The 15,129-nt window shown below is 60.1% G+C and carries 14 protein-coding genes; all 14 read left to right on the top strand.

Annotation, left to right across the window (positions count from 1 at the left end):
- The first annotated feature begins 4 nt into the window (after window positions 1-4).
- The 14 genes from aroF to VGL70_21025 all read left to right on the top strand — a co-directional run bounded on the left by aroF (window position 5) and on the right by VGL70_21025 (window position 15,124).
- The gene (gene aroF / locus VGL70_21090; protein HEY3306024.1) at window positions 5-1,018 is read left to right on the top strand and encodes a 3-deoxy-7-phosphoheptulonate synthase; all 1,014 of its coding nucleotides are present in this window, start codon (window positions 5-7) and stop codon (window positions 1,016-1,018) included.
- Between the two features lie 8 nt (window positions 1,019-1,026).
- Window positions 1,027-1,881 carry a prephenate dehydrogenase/arogenate dehydrogenase family protein gene (locus VGL70_21085; GenBank protein ID HEY3306023.1) on the top strand — a complete coding sequence of 285 codons (855 nt, stop codon included), beginning with the start codon at window positions 1,027-1,029 and terminating at the stop codon, window positions 1,879-1,881.
- A 38-nt stretch (window positions 1,882-1,919) separates the two neighbouring features.
- The gene (gene aroA, locus VGL70_21080; protein ID HEY3306022.1) at window positions 1,920-3,188 is read left to right on the top strand and encodes a 3-phosphoshikimate 1-carboxyvinyltransferase; all 1,269 of its coding nucleotides are present in this window, start codon (window positions 1,920-1,922) and stop codon (window positions 3,186-3,188) included.
- A gap of 114 nt (window positions 3,189-3,302) precedes the next feature.
- A complete protein-coding gene (cmk, locus tag VGL70_21075; GenBank protein HEY3306021.1) occupies window positions 3,303-3,977 on the top strand; it encodes a (d)CMP kinase in 675 nt (224 codons plus the stop codon).
- Between the two features lie 19 nt (window positions 3,978-3,996).
- The gene (locus VGL70_21070; GenBank protein ID HEY3306020.1) at window positions 3,997-5,763 is read left to right on the top strand and encodes a 30S ribosomal protein S1; all 1,767 of its coding nucleotides are present in this window, start codon (window positions 3,997-3,999) and stop codon (window positions 5,761-5,763) included.
- Window positions 5,764-5,776: 13 nt separating this feature from the next.
- The gene (gene sppA / locus VGL70_21065) at window positions 5,777-6,676 is read left to right on the top strand and encodes a signal peptide peptidase SppA (GenBank protein HEY3306019.1); all 900 of its coding nucleotides are present in this window, start codon (window positions 5,777-5,779) and stop codon (window positions 6,674-6,676) included.
- Between the two features lie 68 nt (window positions 6,677-6,744).
- The gene (locus tag VGL70_21060) at window positions 6,745-7,047 is read left to right on the top strand and encodes an integration host factor subunit beta (protein ID HEY3306018.1); all 303 of its coding nucleotides are present in this window, start codon (window positions 6,745-6,747) and stop codon (window positions 7,045-7,047) included.
- The gene (locus VGL70_21055; protein ID HEY3306017.1) at window positions 7,044-7,544 is read left to right on the top strand and encodes an HIT domain-containing protein; all 501 of its coding nucleotides are present in this window, start codon (window positions 7,044-7,046) and stop codon (window positions 7,542-7,544) included. Before VGL70_21060 ends, VGL70_21055 begins: the two co-directional genes overlap by 4 nt.
- Window positions 7,537-7,842, top strand: a complete 306-nt coding sequence (locus VGL70_21050) for a LapA family protein (protein HEY3306016.1) — start codon at window positions 7,537-7,539, stop codon at window positions 7,840-7,842. Before VGL70_21055 ends, VGL70_21050 begins: the two co-directional genes overlap by 8 nt.
- Window positions 7,843-7,889: 47 nt before the next feature.
- Window positions 7,890-9,287, top strand: coding sequence for a magnesium chelatase (locus tag VGL70_21045; GenBank protein HEY3306015.1), 1,398 nt, complete (start codon window positions 7,890-7,892; stop codon window positions 9,285-9,287).
- 63 nt (window positions 9,288-9,350) lie between these two features.
- Complete coding sequence (locus tag VGL70_21040; GenBank protein HEY3306014.1) at window positions 9,351-10,940, top strand: VWA domain-containing protein; 1,590 nt, start codon at window positions 9,351-9,353, stop codon at window positions 10,938-10,940.
- A gap of 9 nt (window positions 10,941-10,949) precedes the next feature.
- Entirely contained in the window at window positions 10,950-13,181 is a 2,232-nt protein-coding gene (locus VGL70_21035) for a xanthine dehydrogenase family protein molybdopterin-binding subunit (GenBank protein HEY3306013.1), read from the top strand.
- A gap of 737 nt (window positions 13,182-13,918) precedes the next feature.
- On the top strand, window positions 13,919-14,386 hold the full coding sequence (locus VGL70_21030) for a cupin domain-containing protein (GenBank protein HEY3306012.1): 468 nt from the start codon (window positions 13,919-13,921) through the stop codon (window positions 14,384-14,386).
- A 267-nt stretch (window positions 14,387-14,653) separates the two neighbouring features.
- Window positions 14,654-15,124: a MerR family transcriptional regulator gene (locus VGL70_21025; protein ID HEY3306011.1), complete on the top strand. Its 471-nt coding sequence runs from the start codon at window positions 14,654-14,656 to the stop codon at window positions 15,122-15,124.
- Window positions 15,125-15,129 lie beyond the last annotated feature (5 nt).

Here is a 15,129-nt window from a genome sequence, read left to right as displayed (position 1 = left end):
AGCCATGATCGTCGTATTAAAGCCGGGGCTGAAGCAGGAAGAGATCGAGAAAGTCATCGAGAGAATCGAGAGCTTCGGGCTGAAGGCCCACGTCTCGGAAGGAAAGGAGCGGACGATCATCGGCGCGATCGGCGACGAGCGGCTGATGGCGGACCAGACGCTCGAATCGTTCCCCGGCGTGGAGAAAGTCCTCCCGATCCTGAAGCCCTACAAGCTCGTCAGCCGGGAGTTCCAGAAGCACAACACGATTATCGAGGTAAGCGGCCGGCAAATCGGCGGAAAGAAGGTGCACGTGATGGCGGGACCATGCTCGGTCGAATCGCGCGATCAGGTGCTCGAATCCGCCATTCCCGTCAAAGAAGCGGGCGCGACCTTTTTGCGCGGCGGCGCCTTCAAGCCCAGAACTTCTCCTTACAGCTTCCAGGGTCTCGGCGAAGAAGGGCTGGATTACTTGATGCACGCCAGGAAAATCACCGGTCTCCCGATCATCACCGAGGTGCTCGACCCGCGCGATCTCGATCTCGTCGCGCGCTACACCGACGTCCTTCAGATCGGCGCGCGCAACATGCAGAATTTCAAGCTCCTGACCGAGATTGGAAGGCTCAAGCTGCCGGTGATGCTGAAGCGCGGGCTCAGCGCGACGATTCAGGAATTTTTGCTCTCGGCCGAGTACATCGCCGCGGAGGGAAACCGGAAGATCATTTTGTGCGAGCGCGGTATCCGCACCTACGAGACCGAGACGCGGAATACCCTGGATATCAGCGCCGTGCCGGTGCTGAAACAGCTTTCGCACCTGCCGGTCTTCATCGATCCGAGCCACGGCACCGGGCGTTGGGATCTGGTCGCGCCGATGGCGCTCGCGGGAGTCGCCGCCGGCGCGGACGGGCTTTTAATCGAGGTCCATTCTCATCCCGAGGTGGCGCTGAGCGATGGACCGCAGTCGCTCAAGCCGAAAAAATTCGCCGCGCTGATGGACGATCTCAGAAAAGTCGCCGCCGCGCTGGGGAGAGAAGTCTAGTGGCTTTGATGTTCCGCAGGATGGTGATCGCCGGCGTCGGCCTAATCGGCGGGTCGCTCGCGCTGGCGGCGCGCGAGCACGGCCTCGTTGAAGAGGTGATCGGCTACGGACGGGGAGAAAAAAACTTGCGCGTGGCGCTTAAGAAAGGGATGATCGACAAGTACTTTTTGCGCTCTTACGATATTCCATTTGAAACCGATTTTCTTGCTTTAGGCACGCCCGTTCAATCCACCGTGCCGCTCATGGAAGAGTTTATGGGCTGTCTCCATCCAGGCTGCATCGTGAGCGACGTGGGTAGCGTGAAAGCGGAGATCGTGCGCGTCATGGATAAGCTGCTGCCGCCGAGGCTCCCGTTCGTCGGCGCGCATCCGATCGCCGGCGGCGAGCAGTGGGGCGCGGAGGCGGCGCGTGCCGATTTATTCGTCGGCCAGCGCTGCATACTCACGCCGACGAGAAAGACGGACCCCGCCGCGCTGAAGAAAGTCGCCGCTCTGTGGCGCAAAGTCGGCGCCGAAGTGGAAGAGATGGATGCCAACGTTCATGACAAGATTCTCGGGCTCGTAAGCCATCTGCCGCACGCGCTGGTCTACGCTCTGGTCAATCTGATGAGCCGGGCGAAAGTGGATTCGACGGACGTGATCGAATACTGCGGCGGAGGATTTAAAGATTTTACCCGCATCGCATCGAGCCGGCCGGAGCTGTGGCGCGATATCTTCCTGCTCAATCGCAGTGCCGTGAGCAAAGGCTTGGCGGATTACATCCGTAGCCTCGAACGGCTGAGGCGGATGATCGACAACGGGCAGGGCGCGGCCTTGGAGCGGGAGTTCGCTCTGGCAAACGAAGCGAGGAGGCGGATATCCTAAGCGCAAAATCACAGCCCAGCGCGCGAAGAATCGAGGAAGTGAAGCGTCCGCTGCGCGGAGAGATTACTGTGCCCGGCGACAAGTCCATCGGCCATCGGGCCGTGATCTTCGCGAGCATCGCCCACGGAATGAGCCGGATCTACAATCTTTCCGGCGGCGAAGACAATCGCAGCACGGTCGGTGCGTTCAAAAATCTCGGCGTGAGAATTTCAGAAAACGGCGGCGTTTTGTCCGTCGAGGGAAAAGGCTGGGAAGGACTCGCCGCTCCTGAAAAAATTATCGATTGCGGCAACTCCGGCACCACGATGCGGTTGCTTTCCGGGGTGCTGGCGGGCCGGCCGTTTGCTTCCACGCTGGATGGAGACGCTTCGCTGCGCCAACGGCCCATGCAGCGAGTGATCGAGCCGCTCGGATTGATGGGCGCCCGGATCGAAAGCCGCGGCGGCAAAGACTGCGCGCCCTTAGAAATTCATGGCGGTGGGCTCAAGGCCATTCGCTATGCGACGCCGATGGCCAGCGCGCAGGTCAAATCGGCGATCATTCTCGCCGGACTCCAGGCCGCCGGGGTAACTGTTATAGAAGAACCACAACAGTCGAGGGACCATACGGAGGTCATGGCGCGCGCTTTCGGCGCGAAGCTGGAGGTCGCCGATGGCCGAGTTATCTCCGTCGAGGGCGGGCACAAGCTTTCCGCCGACGACGTTCACGTTCCGGGGGATCTTTCTTCGGCCGCATTTTTTATGGTCGCGGCGGCCGCCGTTCCCGGCTCCGATCTGCTGATTCGCGAGCTCGGGTGCAATCCGACTCGGAGCGGAGTCATCGATGTATTACGACGGATGGGCGTTGCCATCGAATTCATTAACCCGCGAGAGGAGGCCGGCGAGCCGGTAGCGGATATCCGGGTCAGGGGCGGAAAATTAAAAGGCGTCGCTATCGGTCCGGAAATGGTGGCGCGGACGATCGACGAGTATCCGGTCCTTGCCGTCGCGGGCGCGCTGGCCGATGGAAAGACGACTATTTGCGGCGCTAAAGAGTTGAGGTATAAGGAATCGGACCGCATCGCCGGCATGACCGAACAGCTTCGGCGGCTCGGCGTGCGGGTCGAGGAGCGGGAAGACGGCATGACGATCGAGGGTCAAGGCCGTCTTGAAGGCGCTTCGCTCGGAAGTTACGGCGATCACCGGGTGGCGATGGCCCTCGCGGTCGCCGGCTTGTCGTCGCGCGGCGGCGTGGAAATCGACGACACCGCGTGCGCCGATATCTCGTTTCCGGGATTCTTCGATTTGCTTGAAGGCTTGTGTCGATGAACGGACTAGCCTGGATTGTTCATCGACCTACAAACTTCGTGACCTTCGTGCTCTTCGTGGTGATAAACTATTGACCACGAAGGACACGAAGCGCACGAAGGAAGAGGCGCATGGGTGAAGAAGCTCATCGTCGCGATCGACGGGCCCGCGGGAGCGGGCAAAAGCACGGTGGCAAAGCGCTTGGCAAAAGAGTTAGGTTATACATATATGGATACCGGCGCCATGTACCGGGCCTTCGCCTGGAAGGTCAGGCAAGGCGGGATCGATTTGGAAGACGAGGAAAAATTGCGCGAGGTGCTGGGACAGACAAACGTCGAGCTATCGGAGCGTGAAGGGAATCTCAAGGTCCTGCTCGACGGGCGGGACGTAACTACCGAGATCCGCACGCCGGAGCTGAGCCAGTGGGCGTCGAAGATATCGGCGCTGAGGCCGGTCAGGGAAAGAATGGTGGAGTTGCAGCGGGCGATGGGCGCGCGCGGCGGAGTCGTTGCCGAGGGTAGAGACATCGGCACCGTCGTCTTTCCTCAGGCGGAGGTGAAAATTTTTCTCACCGCCGGTCCCGAAGAGCGCGCGAAGCGGCGCTTCGCTGAGCTGAAGGAGCAGGGAAAGCGGGTCTCTCTGGACGAGACTCTGGAAGAAATGGTAGAGCGGGACCGGCGGGATCAGGAGCGCGCCCTGGCGCCGCTGCGCCGGGCCGAGGACGCGGTCGCGATCGATTCGACGGGCCGCACCGTCGATCAAATCATGGAGCGAATCATGCAAGAAATAAAAAAGAAGATGTCTACATAAGGAAGGGAAAACGAATCTCATGGCCGAAAAACAGGATACCCCAAACACCGGCGACGACTTTGAAACCCTCTTTGAGGAGAGCATGCGCTCGGTCAAACCGGGCGGAGTCGTCCGGGGAACGGTGGTCGGCATCACCGCGACGCACGTGATGGTCGACGTGGGTTATAAATCCGAGGGGCAGATCCCGCTGCAGGAATTTTTGGATCGCCAGGGCAAGCCGCAGGTGAAAGTCGGCGATGAGGTCGATGTATTCTTCGATTCCTCCGAAGGCGAAGGAGGAGGGATCGTTCTATCGCGCCAACGGGCAGAGAACATGAAGGTGTGGGAGGACATCGAGAAGGCCTCCCGCGAAGGAACGGGAGTCGAGGGCGTGATCGTCGCCAAGGTGAGAGGAGGGTTCAAGGTCGATCTGGGAGTCCCCGCGTTTCTGCCCGGCTCGCACGTGGACATTCGGCCGACGCGAAATCTCGACAAGTTCGTCGGCCAAAGAGACAAATTCGCGGTGCTGAAATTCAATCGCGCGCGCGGCAACGTCGTGGTCTCGCGCCGGGCGTTGCTGGAGAAAGAGCGCGACAGCTTGAAGAAGGACATCCTTAAAATTCTCGAAGAGGGCGTGATCCTCGAGGGGACGGTCAAAAACATCACCAGCTACGGCGCGTTCGTCGATCTCGGCGGGATCGACGGCATCCTTCATATCAGCGACATGTCGTGGGGCAGGATCGGCCATCCTTCGGAGTTGGTCAAGGTGGGCGACCGGATCAAGGTCGTGGTGCTCAAGTTCGACGCCGAGCGCGAACGCATCTCTCTCGGCATGAAGCAGATCATGCCCGACCCGTGGAACGCTGTCGCCGATACCTATGCCGTAGGGCACCGCATCAAGGGAAAAATCGTGAGCCTGGTGGATTACGGCGCGTTCGTGGAATTGGAGAAGGGCGTGGAAGGACTCATCCATATCTCGGAAATGTCCTGGACCAAGAAGATCGCGCATCCTTCCAAGGTGGTCCAGGTCGGCGAGACCGTCGAGGTCGTCGTGCTCAACGTCGATCCGAACCATCGCCGCATCTCTCTGGGCCTCAAGCAGGTCATGCCGAATCCCTGGGAGCAGGCCAAGGAAAAATATCCCGTCGGCGCCGTCGTCAAGGGACCGGTGCGCAACGTGACCGATTTCGGTATTTTCATCGGCGTCGAGGAAGGTATCGACGGGCTGGTGCACGTCTCCGATCTTCACTGGACGAAGAAGGTCAAGCATCCGTCGGAGCTCTACAAGAAAGGCGACGTGGTGGAGGCGAAGGTGCTGGGCGTCGACGTTCAGAACGAGCGCTTCTCCCTCGGCATCAAGCAGCTCGCGCCCGATCCGTGGCAGGTGATCGCGAAGAAATATCCGGTCGGCTCCAAGGTCAAAGGCGAAGTGGCGAGCGTGCCGGATTTCGGCGTCTTTGTCCGCCTCGAAGAGGGCGTGGAAGGATTGATCCACGTCTCTCAGTTGAGCACCGAGCGGGTGGACAAGCCTTCGAGTCTTTTTAAAGTCGGCGATACCGTCGAGGCCGAAGTGATCAACGCCGAGCCGCACGAGCGCAAGCTCGGCCTCAGCATCCGCGCCCTAAAAAAGACCGAGGAGCGCCAGGAGATGGAGAATTATCTCAAGAGAGAGAAGGAAGGCGGCCGGTTCTCGTTCGAGGCGATTCTCAACGAAGAGCTCAGGCTCGACCGCGACGAAGAGCCTTCGGCCGAGGTCGGCCGAACGCCGCAGCCCGGCGACAAGGCAAAAGGAGGCAATCCGCAATAGCGGATTGGCGACGATGGCGCGGGGACGTTCGCTGCTCAAGGGGCTGGGTTTTATTTTTCTTTTCATCCTGATCTTTTTCGTCGGGGTGTTTTTTTACGCCTATCTCACGGGCGGCGAGGCCGGCGTGCTGACCGCGATCGGAGGCGACGCGGTCGGGGTCGTCGCGATCGAAGGCGCGATCAACGATTCCCGCGACACGATCGAGAGCCTCAAGCGCTTCGGCGACAGCAAGGGAATCAAGGCGGTGGTGCTCCGGATCGATTCTCCCGGCGGCTCGGTCGCTCCCACCCAGGAGATCTACGCGGAAGTCGGCAAGCTGCGCCAGAAAAAGCCCGTGATCGCTTCGCTGGGCAGCGTCGCCGCTTCCGGAGGCTACTACATCGCCAGCGCGTGCGACCAGGTGGTATCGAACCCGGGGACGCTGACCGGGTCGATCGGCGTCATCATGGAGTTGGGAAACGTCGAAGAGCTGATGAAAAAGATCGGCATCCAGGGCACCAGCATCAAGAGCGGTCCCAACAAAGACATCGGCTCTCCGCTCAGGCCGCTCAGCCCGGAGGGGAAAAAGATTCTTCAGGAGCTGGTGAACAACGTGCACGCGCAGTTCGTCGGCGCCGTCGCCAAGGGCCGGCGGATGCCGGAAGAAAAAGTGAAAGAGCTGGCGGACGGCCGGGTTTATTCCGGCGAACAGGCCAAGGGATTGGGATTGGTCGACGTTTTAGGTAATATGGAAGATGCCGTCGATCTGGCGGCCAAGCGCGTGGGCATTCAGGGGACGCCGCAGGTGGTTTATTCACGGACGGACCAAAAAAGCTGGCTGGAAAGGCTGTTTTCCTCCACCTTCATTCGCGGCTTGAGCCGGCAGGAAACATCGGGCTTGCGCTACGAGTGGTCGCCCTCTTTGCTTCCGTAGTAGAGCGCGCGCGAGGGCGAGCCGCCGACCATCATTCGAGAATTTCCGGTTTTGCCGAGGGGGGTCTTATGACGAAGCGGGATTTGATCGAAGAGATTAACAAGAGATTTCCCCATCTGTCGCACCGCGATTCCGAAGTCATCATCAACGCAATCTTCGAATCCATGGTGGACGCCATGGGGCACGGGGAGAGAATCGAGATTCGCGGCTTCGGTAGCTTCGTGGTGAAGCACCGGCGCGCCCGCGAAGGAAGAAATCCCAAGAGCGGCGAGATCGTATCGGTCGCCGCGAAACGGGTGCCGTTTTTCAAAGTGGGCAAAGAGCTGCGCCTCAGAGTCGACGGGAAACCCGTGCCTAAGGACGTTGAATGAGGGCGCTCTGGGCCCCCTGGCGAATGGCCTATATCGAAGAGGGAAAAACTCCCGGATGCATTTTCTGTGACCGACCTAGAGAGAAGGACCTCCGCTCCGCCTTGATTCTCGCTGAAACCGCCCACTCGGTGGTCATGTTGAACAAATACCCGTATAATAGCGGCCATGTTCTGCTGGCGCCGAAGCGGCATGAAAACCAGCTCTCGTCCCTGCCTCAAGAAGAATACCGGGACCTCTCCGAGACGCTGCGTCTGTCGGTCGAGATTCTTCGGCAAGCGTATCAGCCGGGAGGGTTTAATCTGGGAATGAATCTCGGCAAATGCGCCGGCGCGGGCGTCGAGGACCATCTTCATTGGCACGTGGTGCCGCGCTGGGAGGGGGACACCAATTTTATGCCGGTCCTCGGCGAGGCCAAAATCATCTCGCAGCATCTCCTCGACAGCTATGACCGGCTGAGTCCTCTATTCCAAAACGCGATGGCTGCCGACCGTGGTTAAGGTTCTGAAGACGATTTTTCTGGCGCTGCTTTTCATTCTCGGCATCACGTTTTCCATGCAGAACACGGGATGGGTCGTGCTCAGATATTATTTCGGTCTGGAGACGCCGCCGCTGCCGTTGTTCTTGCTGGTGATGTTTTCGATCCTGCTCGGGGTGGTTCTCGCGGGGGCGGGCTTCCTGATCGATCAGTGGTCGCTCAGGCGCGCGCTGCGCGAAAAGGAGCGGCAGGTCGCGTCGCTGGAAAATGAATTGCGACCGTACAGGGAACAAACAAAAAGCATGAAAGCTGAGGGATGAGGGATGAAAAAGGCGAGTGTATATTTTAAAAGCGGGAGGCATCAAGCGTGAACGAGGCAAGAACTTTAGGCGAACTTAGAAAAAGCGGGCAACGGGTCCTCACGGTGCGGGAGGAGATGCGTAAAAACCTGGTGGCGTATCTTCAGAGCGCCCAGCGCATTCTGCCGGGCATCGTTGGTTACGACGAGACCGTCATCCCCGACATCGAGAACGCGATTCTGTCGGGGCACCACATGGTTTTCCTGGGCGAGCGCGGCCAGGCCAAGTCGCGGATCATCCGCGGATTGGTCTCGCTCCTGGACGAACGGATCCCGATCGTTCAGGGATGCGAGATCAGCGACAATCCCTTTCAGCCGATCTGCCGCGCCTGCCGGAGAAAGCTGGAGGAGCAGGGAGACGCGCTCGCCATCGAATGGATCGGCAGAGACCATCGATACGGCGAAAAACTCGCGACGCCGGACGTCTCCATCGCCGACCTGATCGGCGAGATCGATCCGATCAAAGTCGCCGAGGGACGCTATCTGGCCGATGAAGAGACGATCCACTACGGTCTGATCCCGCGCACCAACCGCGGCGTCTTCGCCATCAACGAGTTGCCCGACCTCACCGAAAAGGTTCAGGTGGGTCTCTTCAATCTGATGGAAGAGAAGGACGTTCAGATCAAGGGATACAAAATCCGTCTGCCGCTCGACGTCGTGATCGTGGCCAGCGCCAACCCGGAAGACTACACCAGCCGCGGGAGAATCATCACGCCTCTGAAGGACCGCTTCGACGTCCAGATTCGCACGCACTATCCGCAGACCATTCAGGACGAGATGGCCATCATGGAGCAGGAGTCCGCTCCGATGAGCGACCGGAGCCAGACGGTGCGCGTGCCGCAATTCATCAAGGAGATTCTCGGACATATGACGTTCGAGGCGCGGAAGTCGAACGAGATCAACCAATCGTCGGGGGTGAGCGTGCGCGTAACGATCAACAATTACGAGAGCTTGATCAGCAACGCGGAGAAAAGAGCGCTGCGCCTCAAAGAGACGGAAGTCGTGCCGCGCGTCAGCGATATGCACTCGATCCTGGCCTCCACCAGCGGGAAGATCGAGATGGAATACGTCGGCGAGGACAAAAGGGAAGACGATCTGGTCGAGAAGCTCGTCAATCGCGCTATCTTAAAAGTCTTCGATCAATACTTCACGGTCAACTCGCTGCAGAAAGTCGTCGATTACTTCAACTCGGGTTGGGGCGTGGAGGTCTCCGACGCGATGCCTTCGCAGGACTACCTCGAGGGCATCAAAGAGATCCCCGGCCTCAAAGAAGCGATTCGCACGCTCGGGCCGATGGAATCTCCCGCGCTGATGGCGTCGGCGACCGAGTTCGTTCTCGAAGGGCTTCATTTGCACCAGAAGCTGAACAAAGAGATGGAGGGCGGAAGGATCACGTACGGAAAGTAACCCTCACCCTTACCCTCTCCCTGAGGGAGAGGGCAGGGGAGAGGGTCGGGTGATGAGGCTAGCATGCGTAAGATCCGCTACAGCCGCTGGGACCGTTCGAACGGAGACGCGCTCGACGCCGACAGCGTCTTCGAGCAGCTCAACGAAAATATGAGCGACACCGGGGACCTGCAGCAGGCGATGCGCCGCCTGATGCAGCGCGGCCTCAAGCAGGGCGAGAAGCGCGCGCCCGGCCTGGAAGATCTGCTTTCGCAGGTGGCGCGCGAGATGCGGCGGATTTACGAGCAATACCGGATTCAGTCGGCGCTGGACGAGGTGAAGGAGGAGCTCCAGTCGATCGTCGAGGACGAGCGGCGGACGCTGGATGAGCTCGGCGAAAAACCGGAGACGGAAGAAAAGAAAAAATTCCTCGACCGCTTGCCGGCGAAATCGAGCGACGCCGTAGAAAAGCTCTCCGACTATGAATTTGAAAATCCCGAGGCCGGCGAGAGATTTCAGGAGCTGCTCTCCCGGCTGGATCAGATCCGGCGGCTCGAAAACTCGATCCGACGAGAGGGGAATCTCTTCCGCGGGCAGACGCCGCTGGATTTCAAAGAAGCGCAAGAGACTCTCGACCGGCTGGAGGAGCTGCGCCGTCTGGAATCGCAGCTTTCGAGCATGCGGCCGGATCAGGTGGAATTGGATCTGCTGCAAAAGCTGCTGGGGAACGACGCGGCGCGCGATCTCGAAGGCGTCGCCCGTCTCGAGTCCACGCTCGAAGATGAAGGCTACGTCGTCAGCCGCGGCGACCACTTCGAGCTCACGCCGCGCGGCGTCCGGAGAATCGGTCAGCTGGCGCTCAGGGACATCTTCGAGCAGCTTCGCCGCGACGCTTTCGGGCGGCACGCGGTGCGCAAGCGCGGCTCGCAGGAGCTCTTGACCGAAGAGAGCCGGCGCTACGCTCAGGGCGACTCGCTTCACCTCAACATCATCCAGACCTTGAAGAACGCGCTGCTGAACGAAGGCGGCTTGCCCGTCCGGCTTCGTCCCAGCGATTTCATGGTCTATGAAACGGAACATTCGACGCGGGCGGCCACCGTGCTCCTGCTCGACATGAGCTGGTCGATGAGCTGGGACGGGCGCTTCGCCGCGGCCAAGAAAGTGGCGCTGGCGATGGACAGCCTGATGCGCTCGCTGCATCCGCGCGACTACTTCGGCATCGTCGGCTTTTTCACCCGCGCCGTCGAGCTCAAGGCGAAAGATCTTCCCGAAGCGACGTGGAACATGGGCGATCCCTTTACCAACCTTCAAGACGGACTCCATCTCGCCGCGGAGATGCTCGACCGGCGGCCGAGCCAAAACCAGCAGATGATCATCATCACGGACGGCCAGCCCACCGCCTATTGCCGCCAGGGCCGCCTCTATTGCGAGTGGCCGCTCAGCTTCGGCGGCATCAGCCAGCGCGCGGCCGAAGAGACCCTGCGCGAGGCCGAGCGCGTCACCCGCCGCGGCATCAAGATCAATACCTTCATGCTCGACGACAGTCCGGTGCTCAAAGACTTCGTCGACGCCCTCACCCGCATCAATCGCGGCCGCGCCTTCTACACGCGGCCGGACCGGCTCGGTGAATATCTCCTCGTCGATTACGTTTCTCGCAGAAAAAAGAAGATCTGACATTTCTCCATGGCCTCAGTGATCGATAAACACGTCGTGGGAGTTCCCGCTCCACGGGTCGAAGGGGAGCAGAAGGTCACGGGCCGGGCGGTGTATGCCGTCGACGTCGTCTTGCCGGGCATGCTTTGGGTCAAGGTCCTGCGCAGTCCCGTGCCCCACGCGCGGATCAAAAAAATCGCTATCGAGAAGGCGCGCGAGCTTCCCGGGGTTCGCGCGGTCATCACCGGCAGAGATATTTCGGGCGCGAAGATCGGCAAGAAAATCATTGACATGCCGGTTCTGGCGGAGGACGTCGTCCGATTCGTCGGCGAGAAGGTGGCCGCCGTCGCGGCGGAAACAGAAGACATCGCCGCGCAGGCGATCGATCTCATCGAAGTCGAATACGAGGACCTGCCTGCGGTTCTGGACCCGCTCCAGGCGATGATGGCGAGCGCGCCGATCCTTCACCCGGACGTGGGCCGTTACAGCGGTCTCGTCCACCCGCTGGAACGGGCCAGCAACGTGATGGTCCATTTGCAATGGAAAAAGGGCGACGCAACGGAAGGGTTCGAGCAGTCCGATTTCGTCATCGAAAATGTTTTTTCCACTGCGCGAGTCCATCAGGCCTACATCGAACCGCACTCGTGCGTGGTTCAGGCGCATGAAGACGGGGACGCCGACATATGGGCCTCGACGAAAAGCCCGTACAATCTAAGAGACCAACTGGCGAATGCGTTCGGGACCTCGCCGCAAAAGCTCGTCGTCCATCCTTGTTATATCGGCGGTGACTTCGGCGGCAAAGGCGACCACAACGACGCCGCGCTCTGCTACGCGCTGTCGGCGAAGAGCGGCCGTCCGGTGAAATTCGTGATGGATTACAGCGAAGAGCTTGCCGCGGGCAATCCGCGGCACGCGGCGACGATCCGGATCAAGACAGGCGTGAAGAAAGACGGCGCTCTCGTCGCCCAGCATACCGCTTTTATTTTCGACAGCGGCGCGTACGCATCGTTCCGGCCGCAGGGTTTTCTCGTCGGCGCGCACGACAGCGCCGGACCATACCGGATCCCGCACGTGTTGATCGAGGAGAATTACGTTTACACGAACCGCGTGCCGTGCGGCTACATGCGCGCGCCGGGTCACACGCAGGGCTTTTTCGCCACCGAAAGCCAGATGGATCTCGTCGCCAAGAAGCTGGGGCTCGACCCGGTGGAGTTTCGGCTCAAGAATCTTATGCGCGACGGCGATATCTCGCCCACGGGCGAGACGATCGAGCACATCAGGGCCGAAGAAACTCTCAAACGAGCGCTGAAAGATTCGGGCTACTCGGGAACGAAGACGAAAAGCGTCGGGCGCGGCTGCGCCGTCGCGCAGTGGGTATCCAAAGGCGGCGAATCGTACGCCTATGTGAAGGTCGCTGCAGACGGCGCGGTCACCTTGTCCGCCGCGGTGATGGACGTCGGCTCGGGCGCCTATACGGTCATGCGCCAGATCGTCGCCGAAGAGCTCAAGGTGCCGCTGGAATTCGTGGGGGTCGAGTCGCTGGACACGACGAAAGTGCTCAAAGACACCGGCGTGCGCGGCAGCAGCAGCACGAGAGTCCACGGCAGCGCGGCTTACGAGGCGGCGAAGAACGCGCGCGATGCGATCGTCCGATCGGCCGTGGGACTGATGGGCGCGCCACCGCAGGACCTCATCCTCCACGCCGGCGCCGTGATTCATGCGCGCGCCGAGCGGAGGATGACCTTTGCCGAGATCGTGAAGGCGAAGGGCTCACCGATCGTCGCCGAAGGCCATTATCAAAACATGAAGGACGGGCCGGAGGCCTCAATGGTCGCGCAGGTCGCCGAGGTCGAAGTGGACCGGGAAACCGGCGCGGTAAAAATCCGTCGGCTCTCTACGGCCCATAATACCGGAACGATCGTGAATCCCCTCAGCCATCAGGGACAAATCGACGGCGGCATCGTCATGGGCATGGGCCAGGCGCGCATGGAAGAAGTGGCGATCGACGAAGGCGGCAAGGTCGCGACGGCCAACCTCGGCGAATATAAAATCCCCACGATTCAAGACATCCCGCCGCTCCAGACTACCGTCATCCAGTCCGCCGCCGGCAGCGGACCGTACCACAGCATGAGCATCGGCGAGACCGCCATCATGCCCACCGCGGCGGCGATCGCCAACGCCGTCGAAGACGCCGTCGGGGTACGGATCAAATCGCTCCCGATCACGGCGGAGAAAGTTCTGGAAGCGTTAAAGGGGCGCTGAGCGGCCGACAGATATCATGCGATGAGATACTTCCTTATACCCCTGGTGTTTATTTTGTCTGTCGGCTGTGCTTATCATTCGGCTTCTGACCGTAGGCTCAGCACGCGGATTGTTGTTGATTCGTCGCTCCCCGAGGCTGCGAGACCGGCATGGCTGTATTATGCCGGTTCACGTTCACTCTGGGTAGATAAGTTATACTGGGAGAAAAATCCCGGCGCTACGCGATACCAATATACATTTGCCGAGGAAGTCGAAGCCCGTCAGGCGTGCGCTGCCGTGTGGCGCCATGTGCGGGAATCCCAGAAAGCCAAGCCTGATGCTTACCTGGATCAGCTAGTAGCGGTGGCCAACGCTGGATTCATACCGGAATACACGTGGACCTACTTCCGGGATCCAAGGTGGGCGCAACCGCCGGATCTGCGGTTTTCCGAATTTGAGGCGTGGCGCAAGACCAACTTGACCGACCACAAACCGGAGACGAGGGCACGGGTAGAGCTTACAGAGAAATAGGAGTAACCAACTATTACCGAAGTGCATCGGCAATACCGCGGCGGCGATCGCCAATGCCGTCGAAGACGCCGTCGGGGTGCGGATCAAGTCTCTTCCCATCACGGCGGAGAAAGTGCTGGAAGCGTTAAAGGGTGTTTAAGATTTATGATGAAGAACCCCCTTTGTCGTTGGCTCCTTGGAGGTTCCGTTAAGCGCGTCGACGCGCAGCGCAAGCACCATTCGCACTGATGGCCGAGCAGAAATCACAATGGCGCGATGACGGCGTGCGAATCGTCCGCAGCCATCAGCTCGACACGAACACGCCGCAAACGCCGGGGATGACGCGGGCCGCAGCGATTAATCGCGCGATGGCGGGAGCGAACAAGCTGTGGGCGGGCAGCGTCGAAATTCATCCCAACGCCAAGACCGCGCCGCATCACCATGGAGCGCTGGAAACCGTCATCTATATCATCAGCGGCAGAGCGAGGATGAGGTGGGGTGAGAAGTTGGAGTTTGTCGCCGACGCCGGGGCGGGGGATTTTATTTTCGTCCCGCCGTTCGTTCCGCATCAGGAGATCAACGCGCTGACCGATGAGCCCCTCATGTGCGTCGTCGTGCGCAGCGACCAGGAGCCGGTCGTCGTGAATCTAGATATCGCTGCTGTGGAAAAGCCGGAAGAGGTGTACTGGATCGATCCGGGGCACTCGAAACCGTGAAGTGAAAACCGCTTTTGTCATTCTGAGGCGAAGCCGAAGAATCCTTCGACTTCGCTCAGGACAGGTCTCGAGACCCTTCGCGGAGTTTACCTTGAGTAGGACGCGAGATCCTTCGCCTTGCTCAGGATGACATCGAGCGAAGGGCTCAGGGCGACATCCCAGCCATCGATCTGCGAACCGATCGAAATAACCATTTTCCTTGACAATTCTTCCCCTCCCTTTTATCCTTCCCTGAAAACACTCTTGTTTCCATTTTTGGAGGTTTGAATGGACGCTTTCGACAGCAAGACGGTGAGCCGGATCGTCGGCGTGAGCCTTCGGCAGATCCAATACTGGGACGAGCAGGGGTTCATCCAGCCGTCGGTGAAGACGGCGGGCGGGCGGGGGACGAAGCGGCTCTATTCGTTCTCCGACCTGGTGCAGCTCAAGGTCGTCAAAGACCTGGGCGAGCATGGGCTTAGCCTGCAAAAAATCCGCCGCTGTCTGCGCCACCTCAAAGAATCATTTCCCGGTGAGGCACAGCCGCTCCAGTCGCTCCGCTACCTTACCGACGGCGACAAGCTGTTCGTGCTCACCAGCGATCGGAAAAAGATCCTCGAAGCGATGGACCGTCGGTTCGTCTTTTCCCTCGGCATCGGCAATCTCGTGCGTGAGCTGGACGGCGAAGTTCGCCGTATAACCCGCGGTGAAATTGCCGCGCGCGAGCGCAGGGGCGAAGGGAAGCAAACGGCGGCGTAGATTCT

This window comes from Candidatus Binatia bacterium, assembly GCA_036504975.1.
GTDB lineage: Bacteria > Desulfobacterota > Binatia > UBA9968 > UBA9968 > JAJPJQ01.
Note: the sequence above shows the minus strand (reverse complement) of the source record. Positions and strands in the feature narration are given on the sequence as shown.